Annotated in this window: 16 protein-coding genes and 1 other annotated feature; of the genes, 5 read left to right on the forward strand and 11 right to left on the reverse strand. The window is 47.0% G+C overall.

The window, feature by feature from the left end:
* Positions 1 to 72: 72 nt before the first annotated feature.
* Positions 73 to 1,788, forward strand: coding sequence for a GGDEF domain-containing protein (locus tag T359_RS0111875; RefSeq protein WP_026517673.1), 1,716 nt, complete (start codon positions 73 to 75; stop codon positions 1,786 to 1,788).
* A complete protein-coding gene (locus tag T359_RS0111880; protein ID WP_026517674.1) occupies positions 1,781 to 3,460 on the forward strand; it encodes a GGDEF domain-containing protein in 1,680 nt (559 codons plus the stop codon). The genes T359_RS0111875 and T359_RS0111880 overlap by 8 nt, the downstream gene beginning before the upstream one ends.
* 110 nt (positions 3,461 to 3,570) lie before the next feature.
* Here T359_RS0111880 and T359_RS0111885 read toward each other — a convergent pair whose 3' ends face one another.
* Positions 3,571 to 4,593, reverse strand: coding sequence for a sugar kinase (locus T359_RS0111885; protein WP_026517675.1), 1,023 nt, complete (start codon positions 4,591 to 4,593; stop codon positions 3,571 to 3,573).
* 250 nt (positions 4,594 to 4,843) lie between these two features.
* Positions 4,844 to 6,277 (reverse strand): proline--tRNA ligase, encoded by a 1,434-nt coding sequence (gene proS / locus T359_RS0111890; RefSeq protein ID WP_026517676.1) that lies wholly within the window; start codon positions 6,275 to 6,277, stop codon positions 4,844 to 4,846.
* Between the two features lie 64 nt (positions 6,278 to 6,341).
* Positions 6,342 to 6,590, reverse strand: a binding site (T-box leader).
* A 177-nt stretch (positions 6,591 to 6,767) separates the two neighbouring features.
* On the opposite strand from proS, the gene T359_RS0111895 reads away from it, so the two are divergent.
* Positions 6,768 to 8,312, forward strand: coding sequence for a hypothetical protein (locus T359_RS0111895; RefSeq protein ID WP_155840109.1), 1,545 nt, complete (start codon positions 6,768 to 6,770; stop codon positions 8,310 to 8,312).
* Between the two features lie 26 nt (positions 8,313 to 8,338).
* Here the strand turns inward: T359_RS0111895 and nrdG are convergent, their stop codons facing one another.
* The 3 genes from nrdG to murI all read right to left on the reverse strand — a co-directional run bounded on the left by nrdG (position 8,339) and on the right by murI (position 12,185).
* Positions 8,339 to 8,890: an anaerobic ribonucleoside-triphosphate reductase activating protein gene (gene nrdG, locus T359_RS0111900; RefSeq protein WP_026517678.1), complete on the reverse strand. Its 552-nt coding sequence runs from the start codon at positions 8,888 to 8,890 to the stop codon at positions 8,339 to 8,341.
* Between the two features lie 111 nt (positions 8,891 to 9,001).
* On the reverse strand, positions 9,002 to 11,233 hold the full coding sequence (gene nrdD, locus T359_RS0111905) for an anaerobic ribonucleoside-triphosphate reductase (protein WP_026517679.1): 2,232 nt from the start codon (positions 11,231 to 11,233) through the stop codon (positions 9,002 to 9,004).
* A 133-nt stretch (positions 11,234 to 11,366) separates the two neighbouring features.
* Positions 11,367 to 12,185 carry a glutamate racemase gene (gene murI / locus T359_RS0111910; protein ID WP_026517680.1) on the reverse strand — a complete coding sequence of 273 codons (819 nt, stop codon included), beginning with the start codon at positions 12,183 to 12,185 and terminating at the stop codon, positions 11,367 to 11,369.
* Positions 12,186 to 12,220: 35 nt separating this feature from the next.
* Between murI and T359_RS0111915 the strand changes: the two genes are divergently transcribed.
* Positions 12,221 to 12,670 carry a hypothetical protein gene (locus tag T359_RS0111915; protein WP_155840111.1) on the forward strand — a complete coding sequence of 150 codons (450 nt, stop codon included), beginning with the start codon at positions 12,221 to 12,223 and terminating at the stop codon, positions 12,668 to 12,670.
* On the opposite strand, the gene T359_RS21670 is transcribed toward T359_RS0111915, so the two are convergent.
* The 5 genes from T359_RS21670 to T359_RS0111940 all read right to left on the reverse strand — a co-directional run bounded on the left by T359_RS21670 (position 12,656) and on the right by T359_RS0111940 (position 17,055).
* Positions 12,656 to 13,459: an SH3 domain-containing protein gene (locus tag T359_RS21670; RefSeq protein WP_051545333.1), complete on the reverse strand. Its 804-nt coding sequence runs from the start codon at positions 13,457 to 13,459 to the stop codon at positions 12,656 to 12,658. The two genes, T359_RS0111915 and T359_RS21670, sit on opposite strands and share 15 nt — an antisense overlap.
* Positions 13,460 to 13,492: 33 nt before the next feature.
* Positions 13,493 to 13,813: a thioredoxin gene (trxA, locus tag T359_RS0111925; protein ID WP_026517682.1), complete on the reverse strand. Its 321-nt coding sequence runs from the start codon at positions 13,811 to 13,813 to the stop codon at positions 13,493 to 13,495.
* The gene (gene trmB / locus T359_RS0111930) at positions 13,813 to 14,466 is read right to left on the reverse strand and encodes a tRNA (guanosine(46)-N7)-methyltransferase TrmB (RefSeq protein ID WP_026517683.1); all 654 of its coding nucleotides are present in this window, start codon (positions 14,464 to 14,466) and stop codon (positions 13,813 to 13,815) included. Before trmB ends, trxA begins: the two co-directional genes overlap by 1 nt.
* Positions 14,467 to 14,554: 88 nt before the next feature.
* Positions 14,555 to 15,589 (reverse strand): hypothetical protein, encoded by a 1,035-nt coding sequence (locus T359_RS0111935; RefSeq protein WP_026517684.1) that lies wholly within the window; start codon positions 15,587 to 15,589, stop codon positions 14,555 to 14,557.
* 26 nt (positions 15,590 to 15,615) lie between these two features.
* On the reverse strand, positions 15,616 to 17,055 hold the full coding sequence (locus tag T359_RS0111940) for an MBOAT family O-acyltransferase (RefSeq protein WP_026517685.1): 1,440 nt from the start codon (positions 17,053 to 17,055) through the stop codon (positions 15,616 to 15,618).
* Between the two features lie 112 nt (positions 17,056 to 17,167).
* Between T359_RS0111940 and T359_RS20225 the strand changes: the two genes are divergently transcribed.
* Complete coding sequence (locus tag T359_RS20225; RefSeq protein WP_242839089.1) at positions 17,168 to 18,655, forward strand: D-alanyl-D-alanine carboxypeptidase family protein; 1,488 nt, start codon at positions 17,168 to 17,170, stop codon at positions 18,653 to 18,655.
* Here the strand turns inward: T359_RS20225 and T359_RS0111950 are convergent, their stop codons facing one another.
* Positions 18,656 to 19,603 (reverse strand): 3'-5' exonuclease, encoded by a 948-nt coding sequence (locus T359_RS0111950; RefSeq protein WP_026517686.1) that lies wholly within the window; start codon positions 19,601 to 19,603, stop codon positions 18,656 to 18,658.
* Positions 19,604 to 19,612 lie beyond the last annotated feature (9 nt).

Below are 19,612 nucleotides of genomic sequence, written 5' to 3' on the forward strand. Positions count from 1 at the left end.
TTTACATTTATTTTATAGGATTTTCCCCCAGATGGTTATATACTAAATATGTGTAATAAAGAGGATTTTGGTATGGAATATCGACACTCTCACAAGTCAGGAATAGCATTTTTCTTACTTGCCCTACTTTTCACAGGGTTTCTTTTTATTGGCTATAACGACCATATCACCAGAACTACCCCCAATTATCTCACACTAAGTGACGGCTGGACCATCACCCGTACTGACGGCACTACCTACACTGCGCCTCTGACCAATTCGGGACTTGGCATGGTAAATGAGGGGGAGACCGTGTCCATTTCCAGAACCCTTGAGAAATTCGACTTTGAACACCCCTGCGTCTCCTATTTTTCCATAAGAGCCGTTGTAAATATTTATCTGGATCAGGAGCTTATCTACAGCTTCGGCCAGGACTACTACGACACCAACACCACCGTTCCGAAAAAGATCAACGTGGCGCCCCTGGGGGATGACTATGAGGGAAAAACCCTCAAGATCCAGCTTACGGGCACCATGAAGGCCGCCTTCTCGGGGCTCTCCCCGGTTTCCATAGGCACCAGAGCCGACCTGATGACCCAGCGCTCCCTGCATATCAGAGTGAGCTTCTTTACAGGAATTTTCCTTTTTACCCTGGGGATCATCTTTATTATCCTGTCCCCCTATCTGTTCTTTTACCATAATCACGATACGAGGCTTCTTTTCTCAGGTCTTATCGCCCTGACACTGGGTCTTTATATCCTGTCCTTCTACCTTATCATCGACGGTCTGGTGGACAATCCTCTGCTTAATATCATCTGCGACTACGGTTCGCTCTACAACATACCCACAGCCTTCATGGGCTACCTTATGTCCGTCCACACCGGCAAAGCCAAAAAGATCTTTACCGGCCTGTTTATCTTTGACGTCTTTCTGTTCCTGTCCTCGGTGGTACTCCATATTCTGCATGTAAGGCGCTTTGCGGCCTACACCATTATCCTTCACGTGTTTACCGTGGCGGAAAGTATCCTGGTGGTGTTCCTGCTGATCCATTTTTACCTGAAATCCAGGCATGACTCGGAGCAGAAAAACATGAGCTCCGACAATATCTTCCTGGTGGGAATAGTCCTTTTTGCCCTGCTGTCCCTCTATGACATCATAAACTACAATTACCTGACCTACTTCAGCTCCAAGGGCGAGGTCTACGCAGAGCTTAACGGCATCACCATCGGTTCTCTGATCCTTATTTCCTGCCTGCTGGTGAGCTATCTATTCTTCAATATTTACAGCACCAACTACGACTCCCTTCAGAGCAGGATCTCCAATCTGGCCTATACGGATCCCCTGACAGGCCTGGCCAACCGCGCCCGCTGTGAGCAGATGATGAAAATGCTCACGGAGGAAAAAGATGCCTACACCATCATAAGTCTCGACCTGAACAAGCTAAAACAGGTCAACGACACCCTGGGACATCACGAGGGAGACCGCCTGCTTACAGGTTTTGCCACCATCCTCTCCGACTGCTTCTGGGATGCCAATCTCATCGGAAGAATGGGCGGCGACGAATTCGTTGTCATCATGATAGAAGACAGGGCTCTGAACGCCACCAAGCGTATTCACGAGCTTTATTCACTGATAAATGAATGGAATCATAAAGAAGTTAATTTTTCCTACAGCGTCTCCTACGGCTATGCCTACAGCCACGAGGTCCCCAACGGCTCTGCCCAGGAGGTCTACATGCTGGCTGACAACCGCATGTATGAGATGAAGCGCGAACATCAGGGTGACAGGGAGGTGACTTTACATGCGTAAAACAGTATCCTTCCTATCCGCCTCCATAGCCATCATCGCCATTGTGATGTTCCTGCTGCACCGTCTCCTGGTCTTCGTTCCGGAGCATCCCATTACTATCCTGAAAAACGGCTGGACCGTGACCTATCACAATGAGCAGTACATAAATACCAACCTTGAAAAGCTCAGCACCAAAGTGGGCTCCAGCTTTTCAAGAGGCGATACCATAACTCTGACCTACGCCAACCCTTTAAATGCACCAAATGTTCCTTTCCCATACCTTTTTTTCAAGACCCAGTACAGTGCCTATGAGGTATATCTGGATGATACCCTGATCGCAAAGGAATATAAGGAAGCCCTGAGGGAAAATACCTTTGTGGGAATGGGCTACAACAAAGTCGCTCTTCCTACGGATTTCAAGAATCAGACCCTGAGCATAAGGCTCTCTGTGGTGGAGAACGACACCTCCTCCAATCTCTTAAGCCCCATGATCGGCGACTTTGACGATCTGTACAGATACAATCTGAGCACCGTGTATATTCCGCTGTTTACCGGTGTTTTCCTGATCATCTTCGGCCAGGTATTTCTGTCCATTTCGCTGCTTTTTTACACCAAGTCCTCCGGGGTCTCCACTCAGGTCATATGCTCCCTGCTTAACATCCTGATCGGAGTCTGGATCATCACCGCCTACGAATGTGCTGAGATACTGGTGACCAATGCCTTCAGCACCTTTGCGGAACATGTGGCCCAGTTCCTGATGGTGCCACTGACCTACCTGCTTATATATGACCTCCATAAGCGGTATAACAACAAGGTTATCATTATTCTTGGTATTGCATCCCTTTCCTTCAGCACCCTTTTTATCGTGCTGCATATCTTTGGAATCGTGCATATTCACCACTTCCAGTCCCCGTACCTTGGGATGTCGGCTATAAGCATCATTATCATAGCCTCCTATGAGTACACGGATGTAAAAAACAAGATAAAGAACCCCTCCACCAGAACCCTGATGGCGGGAGTGTGCGTTCTGACCCTGATGTTCCTTATATTTGCGATCATTTCCTCGCTCCACATCTATATCGATTACAGACAGAATATCATCCTGGTGCTGCTGCCCCTTGGCGCCATGTTCTTCGCCGTTGTGCAGCTCCTTAACTACTTTATTTTCATGACCCATGCCTTTTCGCAAAAAAGAGAGTACGCTTCCCTCAGACAGATCGCCTACGCGGACAATCTCACGGGCCTTCCCAACAGGGCCAGCTGCGACAAAAAATTCCTGGAATTCAACAACTCGGATAAAGACTACTGTATCCTGAGTCTTGACCTAAACGGCCTTAAGGAAGTAAACGACAACGCGGGACATCCCGCCGGAGACAGGCTCCTGAAAGCCTTTGCGGAGGCTCTGTCCTCTACTTTTTCCGATATCGGCTTTTGCTGCAGGATAGGCGGCGATGAGTTCCTGGTTCTTATGGAGGATGTGGATAAAGAAGTTCTGGAAAAAAGACTGGACGCCCTTAAGCAAAGACTCGATGAGCTGGACAAAGAAGATCCGGAAGTAAACCACAGCACATCCTATGGCTACGCCTATAACTCAGAAGTTAAGGAAGAGGATACCCACTCGGTATTCATTCTGGCGGACAAGAGAATGTACGACTACAAGCGCCGCTACTATTCCCATATGATGACAAGATAGTAATTTATTAATTGTAAAAAGACCGGGAGGAACCGGTCTTTTTGCAATTAGAGGTTTTATAAAGGAAATACGTTATGGCGAACGTAAATCGGCGATTGTAATGTGGCCTTTTAGCGATTAAGCTCGCTGCCGGGGCCGTCGGACTGATGATTTCTGATGATGCTGTCGATCTCACGAAGGTCGCTGGCGGGAAGGTCTCCGGGAATGGTGTTCTTCACACTGGATGTGGCATTTCCGTAGGAAAGAGCCTTCTGTACATCATCATATTTGAGGATTCCGTAGAGAACACCTGATACATAGGCATCTCCGGAACCGATTCTGTCTATTACATCGATGTCCGTGTAAGGCTTCTCGGTAAAGAACTTGTCCTGACGGGCATCATATATTGTTGAAGTAAAGTTATGCTTCCTGGGGCTGATGACCTCTCTCTGAGTGGTGCATACGATCTTGACGGGATACTCTTTGGTGTAGCTCTTCATGATATCCTCAAGATCTCCCTCTTTCTGCATCATGCGTCTTGATGTTTCCTCTGATACAAAAAGAATATCAACATAAGGAAGAATGTTCTTGATGGCAGCTCTGGCATCCTCTTCGCTCCAAAGGTTCGCTCTGTAGTTACAGTCGAAGGAAACCATTGCTCCGCCCTGCTTGAAGCGCTTGATCATCTCTGTGACAACTTCGCAGGTATTTTTATTAAGTGCCAGTGAAATTCCGCTGGTGTGGAACATTCTGGTGGAAGAATAGACCTCATCGGGAATCTCTGAAAGAGAAATCCTTGTGATGGAGGAATTCATTCTGTCGTAAACAATTGAGGGCTTTCTCGGTGCTGCGCCGTTCTCATAGTAGTAAATACCAAGTCTTGCCTCCGGTGACTCATCATAAATGAGATAGTCATCAGATACACCCTCGAAACGGATCCTGTTCTTGATGAAGGTTCCCAGTGCATTCTGGGGAAGCCTTGAAATAACGCCGGTACGAAGTCCCAAAAGAGCCACACCGGATGCTACATTCAGCTCAGAGCCTCCTGCCCTCTTATCAAACACATCACCTCTTGTGATGCGCTCGTAATCAGGCGGTGAGAGGCGAAGCATTATCTCTCCGAATGTTAAAAGATCAAATCTTCCGTCTCCCATACTGCCTCCTGTTACAACCATCAAAAATTATCCGCATACTTGTTTCGCTGATAGGGATATAATAAATGAACAAAATCAGAAATGTAAGAGCTTACATAAGCATAAATATGGAATATTTTGAAGTATAAAAACCCATTCGTATATTGTATAATGCAGATGCAAACTAATAAACGGGAGTTAAATTATCATATGAAAAAGGCTTGGCGCCATATAACAGACGCCAAGCCTTATTTTTTTGTATTATTTCAGATTAATATGCTCTGCCCCAGTAAACCATCTTCTTTGCAGGCTGTCCGCATACTACGCAGGTGTCGGAAATGTTCTCCTGCTCGAAAGGAATGCAGCGGCTGGTTACATTGAACTCTTCCTTGATCTTGTCCTCGCACTCGCGGCATCCGCACCACATAGCCTTAACGAAGCCCTTGGTCTCCTTGAAGGCCTCTGCGAACTCATCCTTGTTGTGGGCAACAAAGGTGTGAGCCTCAAGGTGAGCCTTTGCTCTCTCAAACATATCCTTCTGGATCTGGTCAAGAAGCTCTCCAACCTTGGTAGGAACATCAGCGATAGCGCACTCGATCTTCTCTCTTGTGTCTCTTCTTACAAGAACGCACTTGCCGGCCTCAAGATCTTTAGGTCCGATCTCAACACGAACAGGAATACCTCTCATCTCGTGCTCAGCGAACTTGAATCCGGGAGTTCTGTCGGAGTCATCTGTCTTTACTCTGAAGGCTGAAAGGCTCTTGGCAATATCGTAAGCTGCGTCAAGAACACCTTCCTTCTTCTGCTGGATAGGAATAACAACAACCTGAACAGGAGCGATCTTAGGAGGTACCACAAGACCTGAGTTGTCGCCGTGTACCATGATCATAGCTCCGATGGAACGTGTTGTAAGTCCCCAGGAAGTCTGATTTACATAGTGAAGCTGGTTGTCTTTTCCTGCATACTGGATACCGAAGGCCTTGGCAAAGCCGTCGCCGAAGTTGTGGCTGGTTGCGCTCTGAAGAGCTCTTCCGTCGTGCATAAGAGCCTCTACTGTGTAGGTAGCCTCAGCACCTGCGAACTTCTCCTTCTCAGTCTTCTGGCCTCTGATTACAGGAATTGCCATGTCGTTTTCGAAGAAATCAGCATATACCTCAAGCATCTGCTGTGTTCTCTCCTCAGCCTCTTCGAAGGTAGCGTGAGCTGTGTGGCCTTCCTGCCACAGGAATTCACGGCTTCTGAGGAAAGGTCTTGTCTCTTTTTCCCAGCGAACTACTGAGCACCACTGGTTGAGAACCTGAGGAAGATCCTTGTAGGAGTGGATCTCTCCCTTATAATAATCGCAGAAAAGAGTCTCAGAAGTAGGACGTACACAGTATCTCTCTGTGAGCTCCTCGAGACCGCCGTGAGTAACCCATGCAACCTCAGGTGCAAAGCCCTCAACGTGATCCTTCTCCTTCTGAAGAAGTGACTCAGGAATAAACATAGGAAGGTAAGCGTTCTGTACGCCTGACTCCTTGAATCTTGCATCAAGGTGCTTCTGGATAAGCTCCCAGATTGCGTAGCCTGCAGGCTTTATTACCATACAGCCCTTGATGTTTGAGTAACTTACGAGATCAGCCTTGATACATACGTCTGTGTACCATTGTGTGAAATCCTCATCCATGGAGGTGATCTCAGATACGAGTTTCTTGTTGTCTGCCATTTCTTTTTTCTCCTTTTTGATTTGTTGTAAAGGAATCAAAAAAGCCGATGCTCTTTGATCCCAAATCAGGGACCGAAGTTCATCGGCGGTACCACCCTTTTTAAATCCGCCCCAAATCCAAAAATAATAAGGAAAGGCGAATCTCTCTCAACTACCCCTTAACGCGGGAAACGCTGCATTTACGCTTTTTCTGTAAATTAGCTTTCATACAGGACTCCAAGGCAGGTTCACTGTTTCATCCTAAGAGCCTTCCACCAAACGGCCCTCTCTCTGTGAAGCTTACGCAGCTACTAATCCTCTTCAACGTCTTTTTATATATTTAAAAATGATTCTATTCGTATTTATGACTATTGTCAAGGCATGATGCGCTTTAACACTACGAAGCGATAAACGCTTTATAGTAATGAAGTTTTTGAACAAACATTCATTGCCTGGTAGACTGAAATCCGTTATAGTAGCGGTATTAAGATATTGTTTGGAGGGTATGTTTGTGGAACATTTTATTGACGAAAAAACCGTCATGCGTTTTTACCTTGAGCGCATGGAGAAGGACGAGATTTCCTTCCTTCAGGGCAAGGATGACATCAAGGCAGATATCAGGAAGGCTCTTGAGAAGCTGATCGCTGAAGAGAAGATGAACAACAAGATTCAGATTGCTGTTGTTCTCTGGAAGAAGCTTTTTGAGGCATCTATGAGCTATATTTCCCCTAACAAAAAGGGATATGACAAGATCTTTAAATATTTTGATTCCTATGTGGAGTTCGAGGAGCTGATCTTTGCTTCGGATTCTTTCTACAGAGATCACACTCTTCACTGCCTCTGGGTTTATTTCCTTGGTGAATATCTTCACGATAACCCGGAGTTCTATGAATTGTACCACTTAGATAGAGAGGAAAAGGAAGGCAACCGATTGATCATGGAAGTTGCGGACAAGCTTCCAATCCTGAGCCATGGCCATGCAAACCGTCTGAAAGATCTGGTAAAACAGGCAGACGAGTCCGATTGCCTTGATGACTCCGTCAGATGTGTATCGGCCCTTACCCATGACCTGGGGTATCCTCTTAAGAAGATCGAGAAGATCAATAAGGCTATGAATAAGGTTCTACCTTATTTCGCCATTCATAACTTTGACAATTTCAGTTTTGAATATGAGAATATCCAGCAGGAGTTTGTAAATCAGTTTATCGATTTCATTTCAAAAGTAACTATTCTTAATGTATCTAACAAGCCTAATCTGCCGGAAGAAACGCTAAAACTTCTCCTGAGACTCATGCCGAAAAATTATGCCCTGAATAATGAGATGGATGAGCTCATGGAGGTCCTTAATTCTGTCAGCGATGAGGAGAGGGCTCTTATCGAGAATACTTTCGAAGTTAATACCTACTTCCATTCGCCCTTTAGCAGAAAGGCTGCTTATTACAACGATTTCGAAGCCTATCAGCATGGTATCATGAGCGCATTCCTCCTTATGAAGAACCTTCAGGCATTTCAGGATATTGATTATAACAGGCCTGACAAGATTACCGCTTTCCCCGATAACAGAACAATGGCGCTTCATGCCATATTGTCTTCCATCGCAGATCACACCAGGGACAGCTATCAGATTGCCAGCATCAATACAGGTTCTTTCCTGACCTTCGTGGATGAGCTGGAGGAGTTCTCACGAATCTCAAGGGCAAGCCAGAACAGAGAGTATGTTGAGGAGTTCTGCGACACAGCTCTGTATATGGAGGACGGCTGGCTCAATATAGTATTTGAGTTTAACAACACCAATCTTGATAATCTGGATCCCGAGATTTCCTTCAAGGGAAGATGTAAGAGATTTTTATCCCTCTTCAATGTTGCCAACCTTGATGAAAACCTCAAGATCAGAGTTACCATCGTAGGTAAGCTTCCTACAGACCAGAACGAGTACGTCCTTGAGATTGCCAACAAGTATGCGGACATCAGGATCAACGGCGAGTCCAAGGATATTCCTAAGTATCTGAAGTCCACACAGTTCTACACAAAAGAAGAATATGCACAGATGAGTTGATGAGCCCCGGGGACGGGGTTTAGGGATCATTGCATCCTGGAAGTATCGCGGTCGTTGTATTTTGACAGCACCACTTCGCCCTTTTCCAGGGACTGGGGAACATCGATGACACGCTGATTTGAAGAGCCTCTGAATCTCAGCATCAGGTCTTTTTTATCCAACATGAACTCGCCGTCCACAAGGACATCCGTGGATGCCAGTATCTCATCCGTATATTCACCGTGGCAGCGCTTGTTGTCCTTATCTGTCAGCTCCTCCCAGAGATAACCGGAGTAGATCCAAATAGTTTTCTTTGGAAGTTCCGCTTTTATGCGCCTTATCAGAGGTAAAAGAGCCTCCTGGTTGCAGATCTCCATGGGTTCGCCCCCAAGGATGGTGAGGCCTGCGATGTAATCAGGCTTAAGGGACTCCACTATCTCGTCCTCTGTCTTTTGTGTATAGGGCTCGCCGTAGTTAAAATCCCAGGTAACCTCATTAAAACAGCCCTTGCAGTGATGGGTACAGCCGCTGACAAAAAGCGCCGTTCTGCAGCCCACGCCGTTGGCTACGTCATTTAGATAAATCTGTCCAAAGTTCATAGTTTTCTCCGCTTATGCGATAAGCCGAGGAATACTCCCCGGCTTATCATATGAAATCATAATATTTTCTCCCTCTGAACCCCCTTTAAGGTATTCAGAAATATAACCTATTTAGCGTACAGGATTGGACATGTGGAGAACTCTCTCCTTGATCTCCTGTGTTCTTCCCTGGTTCCAGAACTGGGTTCCGATGTAGCCGCAGGTTCTTCTTGCAACGTTCATCTTGTTCTGGTCGCGGTTGCCGCAGTTAGGGCATTCCCAGATCAGCTTGCCGTCTGTATCTGTTACGATCTTGATCTCTCCGTCGTAGCCGCAGCACTGGCAGTAGTCTGACTTGGTGTTAAGCTCAGCGTACATGATGTTGTCGTAAATGTACTTCATAACTGAGATAACTGCCTCTATATTGCTGTTCATATCGGGAACCTCAACGTAGCTGATGGCTCCTCCCGGTGAAAGTGCCTGGAACTCAGACTCAAATTTGAGCTTGGTGAAGGCATCGATCTGCTCGGTTACATGAACGTGATAGCTGTTGGTAATGTAGTTCTTGTCTGTAACATCCGGAATGATTCCGAAACGCTTCTGAAGACATTTAGCGAACTTGTAGGTTGTGGACTCAAGAGGAGTTCCGTAAAGGCTGAAGGCGATATTGGTCTCAGCTCTCCACTTAGCACACTTGTCGTTAAGGAACTGCATAACCTTAAGTGCGAAGTCCTTACCTCTTGGATCTGTGTGGGATACGCCCTTCATATACTTGGTGCACTCGCAAAGTCCCGCATAACCAAGGGAAATTGTTGAGTAGTTACCGAAAAGAAGCGGATCGATAACTTCGCCCTTCTGAAGTCTTGCAAGGGCTCCGTTCTGCCAAAGGATAGGAGCTACATCGGAAGGAGTTCCGAGAAGTCTCTCATGTCTGCACATAAGGGCTCTCTTACAAAGCTCTGTTCTCTCCTCCATCAGCTGCCAGAACTTATCCTCGTCCTTGGAGGAGGAGCATGCAACATCTACAAGGTTAAGGGTTACAACACCCTGATTGAAACGTCCGTAATACTTGTGGTCGCCCTCGTTGTAGTTCTGGGCGTGTGCCTTGTTGCCCTTGTTGCAAAGGCCCTCGGCGTTGTCCTCGCTGTCGGGAGTAAGGAAGGATCTGCATCCCATGCAAGGATAAACATCGCCCTTCTTGAGCTCCTTCATCTTCTTGGCTGAAATGTAGTCGGGAACAAGTCTCTTGGCTGTGCACTTAGCTGCCAGCTCTGTGAGGTACCAGTACTTGGAATCCTCATGGATGTTGTCCTCGTCAAGTACGTAGATGAGCTTGGGGAATGCAGGGGTGATCAGCTGTCCCTTCTCATTCTTAACGCCAAGGATACGCTGCTTGAGCATCTCCTCGATAACTACTGCAAGATCCTCTCTCTGCTGTCCCTCGGGAACCTCATCGAGATACATATATACTGTGATGAAAGGTGCCTGACCGTTGGTGGTCATAAGTGTGATTACCTGATACTGGATAACCTGGCATCCTCTCTCGATCTCTTTTCTAACTCGCATCTCTGCGATCTCGTTAACCTGCTTCTTGTTGATCTTCATGCCGGCAGTCTCGAACTCAAGAGCAACTTCCTTGCGGAACTTCTGTCTGCTGACATCAACGAAAGGAACCAGGTGGGAAAGAGTGATACTCTGTCCGCCGTACTGTGAGCTGGCGATCTGGGCAATAGCCTGGGTTGCGATGTTGCAGGCTGTTGAAAAACTCTTGGGACGCTCGATCATGGTCTCGGAAATAACCGTGCCGTTCTGAAGCATATCCTCAAGGTTAACCAGACAGCAGTTGTGCATATGCTGTGCAAAATAGTCAGAGTCATGGAAGTGGATAAGTCCTGCCTCGTGGGCCTTAACAACATCCTCGGGAAGAAGGAATCTTCTGGTGATGTCCTTGCTGACCTCTCCTGCCATGTAGTCTCTCTGAACACTGTTAACAGTGGGGTTCTTATTGGAATTCTCCTGCTTAACTTCCTCGTTGCTGCACTCAATAAGAGACATGATCTGCTCATCGGTTGTATTTGATTTTCTAACGAGAGCGTGCTTGTAGCGGTAGGTGATGTACTTCCTTGCCACCTCGAATTTACCGGATTTCATAAGGCCGTCCTCGACCATATCCTGTATTTCTTCCACGCTGGCAGCTCTGGTAAGAGATCCGCACTGCTTCTCAACGCTTCTCTCGATGTCGCTGATCTGACCGGCGGTAAGCTTCTTCTCTTCAGTTACTTCATTGTTGGCCTTCTCGATAGCAGCAATGATCTTGGCTCCGTCAAAAGCAACTTCCTTACCGCTTCTCTTAATGATCTTCATATTAACCCCCTTATAAAAAATTCTCTCTTACATCATAAATGTAACCACAAGGACAACTATATCTTGTGGTTACACTTTAATGATAATACACTATATTGTTTAATTCAATAGTTAAAAGTGACAATTCCCAAAATTAATTTGATCGCACGAATTCAAGCCTGTTGTGCAGTCTTCGGAGGTGTTCCAGGTCTTTTTCATTTTCTACCATTTTTCCGGAAAAATAGTAGTCGGTTTTTATCTGACACAACATCTTGTGGTTGTCATCAAATTTCACCTCATTATCGGGGGTCTCCGACATTTTAAGACCAAGCACATCCGCCAGGTGATGTATTGTACCAAAGTTACCGTCCACTAGTAAAGCATTATCGTTAAAATATTTCTTTAAAGACGGTTTAAAGTAGTTAAAATGGGTGCAACCAAGCACCACTGCGCAATATTCTGATTTGTTAAAAGAAGAAAACTGCTGCCTGATGTACTCGGAGACTTCAGGGCCCTCGAACTCCTCTTTTTCTGCGAACTCCACAAACCTTGGCATGGCCAGAAGGTCAACTCTGTGGTCTTCGTCAACTCTGTGAAGAAGGTCCCGAAGCTTGTCCTCCCGGATGGTTACCGGGGTTGCGATGACCATGATCCTCTTATCCTCGGTGCCCTCCACCGCAGGCTTCACCGCCGGCTCCATACCCAGGATCGGCAGGGAAAAGCTGCTTCTGAGATCCCTGATGGCCACGCTGGTGGCGGTGTTGCAGGCAACCACAATGGCCTCAGCACCTTTTTCTATAAGAAACTGTGTGATGTCCCGGGCATAACTCTTAATCTGCTCCGGGGTCTTAAGGCCGTAGGGAACATGCTCGGTATCCGCATAAAAAATATATTCCTGATCCGGCAGGTGGTGATAAGCCTCATGTAATACGGACAATCCACCGATTCCGGAATCGAATATTCCAATTTTCATGGTAATTTCCTTCTTTTTATCCTAAAATATATATCATGGAAAACAAAAAATTCGATGAACTTCAAAAATTGTATGATAATTCAAAGGTTGGTGCTCTTGTGCAGGAGATCTGCGAGTACTTCGTGACCAACGAGGATCCCGAGGATGAATCCGGGGACACCTCACTGGAACCAAAAGAGGTGGTCAACGCAGTGTACATGCTGTTCTGCCTTCAGAGCAGAGAGCAGATCCTGGACGAATTCGCCATCGTCAGAAAGAGGTATCCGGAGCTCTATACCGCGGTTTCTTCATTTCATGAGACCCTGCTGGTAAATATGGACTACCGCTCTCTTGAAGAGGACTGCTGCCTTAAAATATCCGCCTATGCCGTAGGCACCTCCAAGGAAGAGGTCCTTGCACACGCGGATACCTTTGTCAGATCCTGTGACAACCTATCAGAAGCCGTGGATAAGTTCTACTCATGGCTAAAATCAAGGAGCCGCTAAATATTTGGAGGAAGCATATAACTGTTGTCCCTCGTACTCTACTATCGCCCAGGTGTCTGTACTGCTCTGGGCGATTCTTTTTAGGCTTGTTCCCTTGGGAACAGATGTTACTATGGTGGAATCGCTGCCGGAGTTGGGAACTGTCCTGAGGTTCAGGCTCACAGCGGTGACTGTCACCATGTCGTTGGTCTCCTGATAGCCTTCAGGCAGGGCCACTACAACCTCCTCCGCAGGCTCCTCATCCGGGTCGGGACGGAGCTTGTGTCCGATGAACTTGTAGGCACCAAAGGCAATTGCCGCCAGAATAACTATTCCAGTGAGGATGGAAGCGAATCTCACTACCACCAGCATCAGGTCCCTGCCTTCTGCCTCCTCGTCTTCCTCGTCCTCATCATAGTCTTCATCTTCGTCGTAGTCCTCATCCTCAGAGTATTCTTCATCTTCATACTCTTCGTCTTCGTCCTCGTACTCTTCATCCTCAGGATATTCTTCCCGAAGTTTTTCTTTCTCGTAGTAGTGCTTTCTGATAAGCCCGGTCTTCTCAAGATCCTCAGGCTCTTTTCCGGGCTCTTTTACCACCGGAGGCTCTTCGTGAGTTATCTCAGGCTGGGCAGCCTTCTCTATGGCTTCTTTCTTTCGCTGCTCCTGCTGCTGTTTCTGTCTCTCCCTGAAATACTCTTCTCGCTCTTCCTCGGTAAAAAAGTTATAGGGATCCACAATCTCTATATCAATATCATCGCTGCTTCCGCGCTTTTTGTAGTCTTCAAAGTTAGTAATTTTATCTGCCACGGCTATTGCTCTCCCTAAAGAAAGTGCTGGCTTTTATGCCAGCACCTTATCTATAATTCCCTGTAATTTAGACTTATTAAGTGCTCCGACTGCTGTTTCGATAACCTCTCCGTTTTTGAAGAAAGCAAACATCGGAATTGACATTACGTTGTACTTCTGTGCGATGTCCGGAGACATATCAACATTGATCTTGCCAACCTTGAGCTCTCCCTCGTACACATCAGCAAACTCATCGATCATTGGGGCCATCATCTTGCAGGGGCCGCACCAATCTGCTGAAAAATCAACGAGAACAGGCAACTTACTCTTTAAAACTTCTTCTTCGAAATTCTGACTGTTAAACGTGTAGTCCATTATTTTGTCCCCTTTCTGCTTACAATATACTTGTAAATTGGATTGCCTAGTGATGAGAACTTCTCTTCGTACTCGGTCATCACGTTGCCCCGGTTCATAACCTCGTCGTGATGAAGATCATAGGTCACTGCGTCCAGTGTCCATCCCGCCGGTTCCACCTCATCTAGTGCGAACTGGAAAAGATCTCTGTTATCCGTCTTGAATTCTACGACTCCCTCAGGTTTCAGGATCTTGTCGTATCTTCCAAGGAATTCCCTGGACGGGAGACGCCTCTTGGCATGTCTGTCCTTGGGCCATGGATCTGAGAAGTTGAGGTAAATCTTATCTACTTCAGCCGGTGCAAAGACCTCTGTGATGACCTCTGCATCCATCCTGATGAAGATCACATTTGGGAGCTGAAGCTCTTCCTGCTTCTGGATAGCTCTCAGTAAAACGCTGGAATATTTCTCAATTCCGATATAGTTGATATCCGGGTTCAGGGCTGCCATGTCCATGATAAAACGGCCCTTGCCCATTCCGATCTCGATATGTATAGGCTTGTCGTTGCCGAAAACCTCTTTTTTCCAAAGTCCTTTTTTCTTCTCAGGATCCTTGACTGTGAACTTACTGTCCGCGATAACTTCTCTGGATCCTGCTATATTACGTAAACGCATGTTACTCCTTAGTGCTTAAAACAATAAATTTTGTACATATATACTCATTAATTTTACACCAATAGGAGCAGTTTGCATAGTCTGAGCATTATGAGCTTTTCCCAGCCATTTCGCATATATTCCTGTAATTGGTATCCCAGGAGTCATATCTGTCGTCCCCGCGCCTGTCAGGGATGTCAAAGCGGATCTTCAGCTCATTTCCCAGATAATCCGTGAACTTGGTGGCACCGTAGTAGTTGAGGTGGGATGCGTCATAAAAGTCCGTCTCATAATCGATTCCCATCTCTGCGCAGTCATAGATAGTGTTGTAGAACTCAATGTCATTCATCTGAGCTATCTCACGGATCCTGTTAAACACCAGCTCGTCCTCATTGGTGACCACATAGGGGGAAACTATGAGGAACAGCTCGATTCCCTGGTCCCTGGTGTACTTTATTATCTTCTGAAGATATTCCTCACTCTTGGCAGTGAGACCACCGCTGTGGTTTTCCGTAATCTCAGGCTCTTCCTGGGGATTTCTCTCAAATCGTGGCGCAAAGCCCTTGTAGTTCTCCATCTCCTTGTGGGCGCTCAGGGGATAGGTGAAATCCTCCGGGGTAAGCTCGTCGAATCTGTCGTGATACACAGCCATAGACGGGAAAAACTCTTCCCACCTATCCGATTCAACGCTGACCGCCAGCATCTGCAGCTTATTAAGTGAAAATCTCATTCCCAGGACATTGGGTTTTATCCAGTCGTACTGATAATCGTCTTTTCTTATGGCCGGTGAATACAGGTCAAGGACCATTACCTTTGGCTTCTGGTACTTGCACAGCTCTATCAGATAGTGGTAAGTCATCCAAAGAGGCTGCTCCGCTGCGCTGTAGTCAAAGGAGGCTATTCCGTATTTTTTCCATAAAAGCCCCGTATCAATATCGCAGTGAATATGACTTGAGCCCATCATCACCACATCTATGGTGTTTTTGGGCTGATGGTACATGGCCTTGGCCTGGTTGATGCCGTGGTCGTTTTTCACGCACATAACCCCGTCCCAGTACCAGAGCGATACTAAAGTGATAGCAATAAAAAGAAGCCTCGCGATGTTCTTTTTCTGTAGCAGTTTCTGTTTAAGCATTTTTCCCATGATCATCCCCCCGAATAATCAGTGAATCAAAACTCCATGTACATGTAATCCGCCGGGTTATAGCCCGGCCCGTATACCCCAAGAAGCACTATGGCCATGATTATCACAAACTCCAGTGTATATCTGGTAAAAATAGGCATCTTCTGCACCGCCTGTCCGAAGGGCAGCCCTGTCTTTGTAAGGAGCAGGTCCAAAAGAAATACTGCCAATGCGTAGACCGGAATGTTCCTGTCCATAAGAGTTACCCCCAGCTCCAGGGTCTGGGTCTCAAGAGGAATCCCGCCGGTGCTGAAACTAAGCATCCTGCCAATATAGCTAAGGGCATATCCGGTGCTGGGTGCTCCGAAGAATATCCAGGCAAAGGCCACGGAAAAGAAGGTAAGGACCGTGCCAAGCACCTTAACAACAATCCCCAAAAGCCCCTCCCCATGCTCTTTTCTTATCTTTGCAAAAAAGATATTGTCCATGATGCTGTAGATGCCATGGAGAAGGCCCCAGATAATGAAGCTGATCCCCGCTCCGTGCCACAGGCCGCAGACGATAAATACGATCATGATGTTTATGAGCTTGCGGTTAAAGCCCTTTCTGTTTCCCCCAAGCGGAATATAGACGTAGTCCCTGAGCCAGGATGACAGGGAAACATGCCATCTTCTCCAGAAGGTGGTGATATCCGGGGAAAGATAGGGTGCGTGGAAGTTCTCCGTCAGGGTGATTCCAAAGACCCTGCTGACTCCCACCGCCACGGCACTGTAGCCCGCAAAGTCGCAGTAGATCTGAAGTGTGTACATCAGCATCCCCGCAAAGAGCCACTGAGTCCCGAAAATATGGGGATACTCCAGAAGCTTCGGTGTATACATGGCTATCCTGTCCGCCACGATGACCTTCAGGAAAAAGCCGTAAATGATGTCCGCAAAGGCTATGGACAGCTGCTTGTCATCGAACATCCTGACTTTATGGAGATTTCTTATCTGAGGCAGGAGCTGTCCCGGCTTCTCAATGGGTCCGCTGACGAACTTTGGAAAATAGCACATATAAAGAAGGAAAAATAAAAGGTTGTCCTCAGCCTTTATCTTTTTTCTGTAGATATCGGAAAGATATGCGATAGCCTGGAAAATATAGTAGGAAAAGCCCACGGGCATAATAAGACTTTTGAAAATGTCATCAGTGAAGGTCCACCGGGCCACGTGCTTTAAGACAAAAAGCGATATGACGCAGGCGCCTATGCCTAGCAGAAGTATGCTCCTTGCTGCGGTTGTGTCCTTTTCCAGGGATATTTGCAACAGATGTCCAAGTCCGAAGATAATTAACGACGTCATAAGAACCCAGATGCAGGAATGTACATCCAGATACGCGATAAATGCTATGCTGGCCACCAGCAGGAAATAGGCTCTTGCCCTCCTTCTGATGAAATAGAATAAAAGAAAAACTGCCCCCACGAATAAAAAACTTGTGATGCTGAATGTCATACCCCAAATCTCCCCAAGAAAGCAACAAAAAACATTCAGTTACATATATAAATATTATACATTTTTTCGTCCGAAATAGCCACAACAATGCTTTGACTCTGGGGATTCTATATTGTATTATTTTCTTACTATGAGAGCGGTCAGATTTATTAAGAATAAAAGGAACAATTTCATATATAAGACCGTGGCAGGATTGATGGCGATGGCCCTGGGAACTGCGGCGCTTTCGCCTTTTTCAATGACAGTTTTGGCGGAAACACCGGACTATGCCGCCGAGGCCCAGGAGAGAAAGCTCCTTCCCATTCAGAGTAATGACACTGCGGGATGGCCGGAGGGGCCTGAGATCCCCGCCGAGGCAGCTATCCTTATGGAAGCCGGAACGGGAACCATCCTCTATGCCAAGAACATCCACGAGGAGCTGTACCCCGCCAGCACCACCAAGATCATGACCTGTCTTTTGGCGGTGGAGAATGCCAGCCTTGATGACAAGATCACCTTTTCCAATGAGGCGGTGTTCAGCGTTCCCCACGACGGATCCTCCATCGGAATGGATGTGGGCGAGTCCCTGACACTGGAGCAGTCCCTCTACGGAATCATGGTGGGAAGTGCCAACGAGGTGGCCAATGCCGTGGGCGAGCATGTCAGCGGCAGTATCGAGGGCTTCGTGGACCTGATGAATGAGAGAGCCAGGGAGCTTGGCTGCACCAACACCCATTTTAACAACACCAACGGTCTTCAGGACGAGAACCACTACACCAGCGCCTATGACCTGGCCCTTATCGCCAGAGAGTTTTTTAACAACGAATTTCTCTGCAAGGTGGGAAACACACCGAGATATCACTTTACTCCCACTGCCACTCAGCCCGACGACTTCTACCTTAACAATAAGCACAAGCTTATCACAGGAGAAGTGAGCTACGAGGGAATCCTTGGAGGAAAGACAGGCTACACAGGCCTGGCCAGGGAGACACTGGTTACCTGCGCCGAGAAAAACGGCATGAGACTTATCTGCGTTGTGCTTAAGGACGAGTCCCCGGCCCAGTTTACGGACACCGTCACCTTATTCGACTACGGCTTTAACAACTTCAGGACTGTGAACATCGCTGATAACGACAGCAGATACATGCCTGACGACTCACTGTTTTTCGAATCGGAACACGACGTCTTCGGAAGCTCTGGAACCATCCTGGGAATCAGAGGAAGTGACGCCCTGATCCTTCCCAAGACAGCAGATATAGAGGATACCGCCTACGACATTTCCTACGACCTGACAGAGGAGGACAAAAAAATATCTCCCAACGCCGTGGCCAAGGTTTCCTACACCTTCAACAAGGCTCCCGTGGGAGAAACCCTGATCTGCTATTCAGCAATGAAAAAAGCCGCTCAGACTGAAGCGGCTAATGTTACAGGAACAGTATATATAAATGTGAAGCACGTTATTATCTGTGCCTTCGGACTTATCCTTCTGGTTACACTGATAAGCATTATCGTTTCCCAGATAATCTACAATCAGACCCACGCCAAGCGCAGCGACAGGATCCGCTACAACAGAAGGAAAAAGGAGTCCAAAAAGCTTAAATTCAATAATAAGAAGTTTTGATCACTGGCTGTTTTCGGGATTCTGCCTCTTTTTCACCTTCCTCTGTTTGGCCTTCATGGCCTCCACTTCCTCAGGGGTGATGAATTTGCAGGTTTTTATAACAAAGAGTCTCCCGTTCTCAGCCTTTTTTATTCTCACCTTGGCCTTCATGAAGCCGTGCTTGTCGCAGTAGGCCGCGGAGTAATAGTGCTTGCCGTTGGGGGAGAACCATTTTACCCTGCGCCTGATATTGCAGTGGCAGATATAACACCTGGTGCTCATGATCTCCATGTTCTCCAGCACGTCCTCCTTGGTGTCGAACTCCCTGGAGATGTACTTGGCATAATTATCAAAAACTATGTGGATCTCCTGCTTCTTGGTCTTGGGGGTCACATAGGTGTCGAAGGATATTCTCTGGAGGATCCTGTCGCTGAATCTCTTGAAAATCTTGGCTGTGTACTCAGCATCCGCCAGCGCCCTGTGAAAAGGGATATCCTCTGTAAGTCCCAGCTCCTCCACCGCATTGGCAAGGCTCTTTCTGGACCTACCATCGTCGTAGGCAAGACTGTAAAGCTTCTGCGCATCATAGAAGGGGAGCGGTCTGTCGGACAAAAGAGGCATGCCAAAAAAGTCCAGATTTCTCTGAAACTCCGTAAGATCCAAAGGTCCCCAGCTGCAGAACTTGGGATCCTCTCCGCACCACTCCAGGAACTCTTTTGCCACGGACTGGAAATCCTCTCCGTTTTCAAGATCCTCCATGGTAAGGTGGATGAGCTTGCCGGTGATCCGGTGCATCTGCTGATGGACCTGGGGTTTTATAAGACGGCTGAACTCGCCGATCTTCTCTCTTTTTTCATTTAGTTTGACAGCGCCGATCTCAACGATCTCGAAGGTCAGGGTCTTATCTCCCCTGGTAACCGGCGCTTCACCCTGATTCCACTCAAGGTCAAAAACTATAAAATTGCCCATATATCAAAT

The organism is Butyrivibrio sp. MC2021 (genome assembly GCF_000621605.1).
Classification (GTDB): Bacteria; Bacillota; Clostridia; order Lachnospirales; family Lachnospiraceae; genus Butyrivibrio.

Excerpts from the sequence above, each read along its gene's own strand:
- T359_RS0111915 (WP_155840111.1), top strand. The coding sequence starts at position 12,221 with ATGGAAAACAAAAAATTCGATGAACTTCAAAAATTGTATGATAATTCA.
- proS (WP_026517676.1), bottom strand. The coding sequence starts at position 6,277 with ATGGCAGACAACAAGAAACTCGTATCTGAGATCACCTCCATGGATGAG.
- trmB (WP_026517683.1), bottom strand. The coding sequence starts at position 14,466 with ATGCGTTTACGTAATATAGCAGGATCCAGAGAAGTTATCGCGGACAGT.
- nrdD (WP_026517679.1), bottom strand. The coding sequence starts at position 11,233 with ATGAAGATCATTAAGAGAAGCGGTAAGGAAGTTGCTTTTGACGGAGCC.
- murI (WP_026517680.1), bottom strand. The coding sequence starts at position 12,185 with ATGAAAATTGGAATATTCGATTCCGGAATCGGTGGATTGTCCGTATTA.
- T359_RS0111875 (WP_026517673.1), top strand. The coding sequence starts at position 73 with ATGGAATATCGACACTCTCACAAGTCAGGAATAGCATTTTTCTTACTT.
- trxA (WP_026517682.1), bottom strand. The coding sequence starts at position 13,813 with ATGGACTACACGTTTAACAGTCAGAATTTCGAAGAAGAAGTTTTAAAG.
- T359_RS0111885 (WP_026517675.1), bottom strand. The coding sequence starts at position 4,593 with ATGGGAGACGGAAGATTTGATCTTTTAACATTCGGAGAGATAATGCTT.
- T359_RS0111950 (WP_026517686.1), bottom strand. The coding sequence starts at position 19,603 with ATGGGCAATTTTATAGTTTTTGACCTTGAGTGGAATCAGGGTGAAGCG.
- T359_RS0111935 (WP_026517684.1), bottom strand. The coding sequence starts at position 15,589 with ATGGGAAAAATGCTTAAACAGAAACTGCTACAGAAAAAGAACATCGCG.
- nrdG (WP_026517678.1), bottom strand. The coding sequence starts at position 8,890 with ATGAACTTTGGACAGATTTATCTAAATGACGTAGCCAACGGCGTGGGC.
- T359_RS0111940 (WP_026517685.1), bottom strand. The coding sequence starts at position 17,055 with ATGACATTCAGCATCACAAGTTTTTTATTCGTGGGGGCAGTTTTTCTT.
- T359_RS0111880 (WP_026517674.1), top strand. The coding sequence starts at position 1,781 with ATGCGTAAAACAGTATCCTTCCTATCCGCCTCCATAGCCATCATCGCC.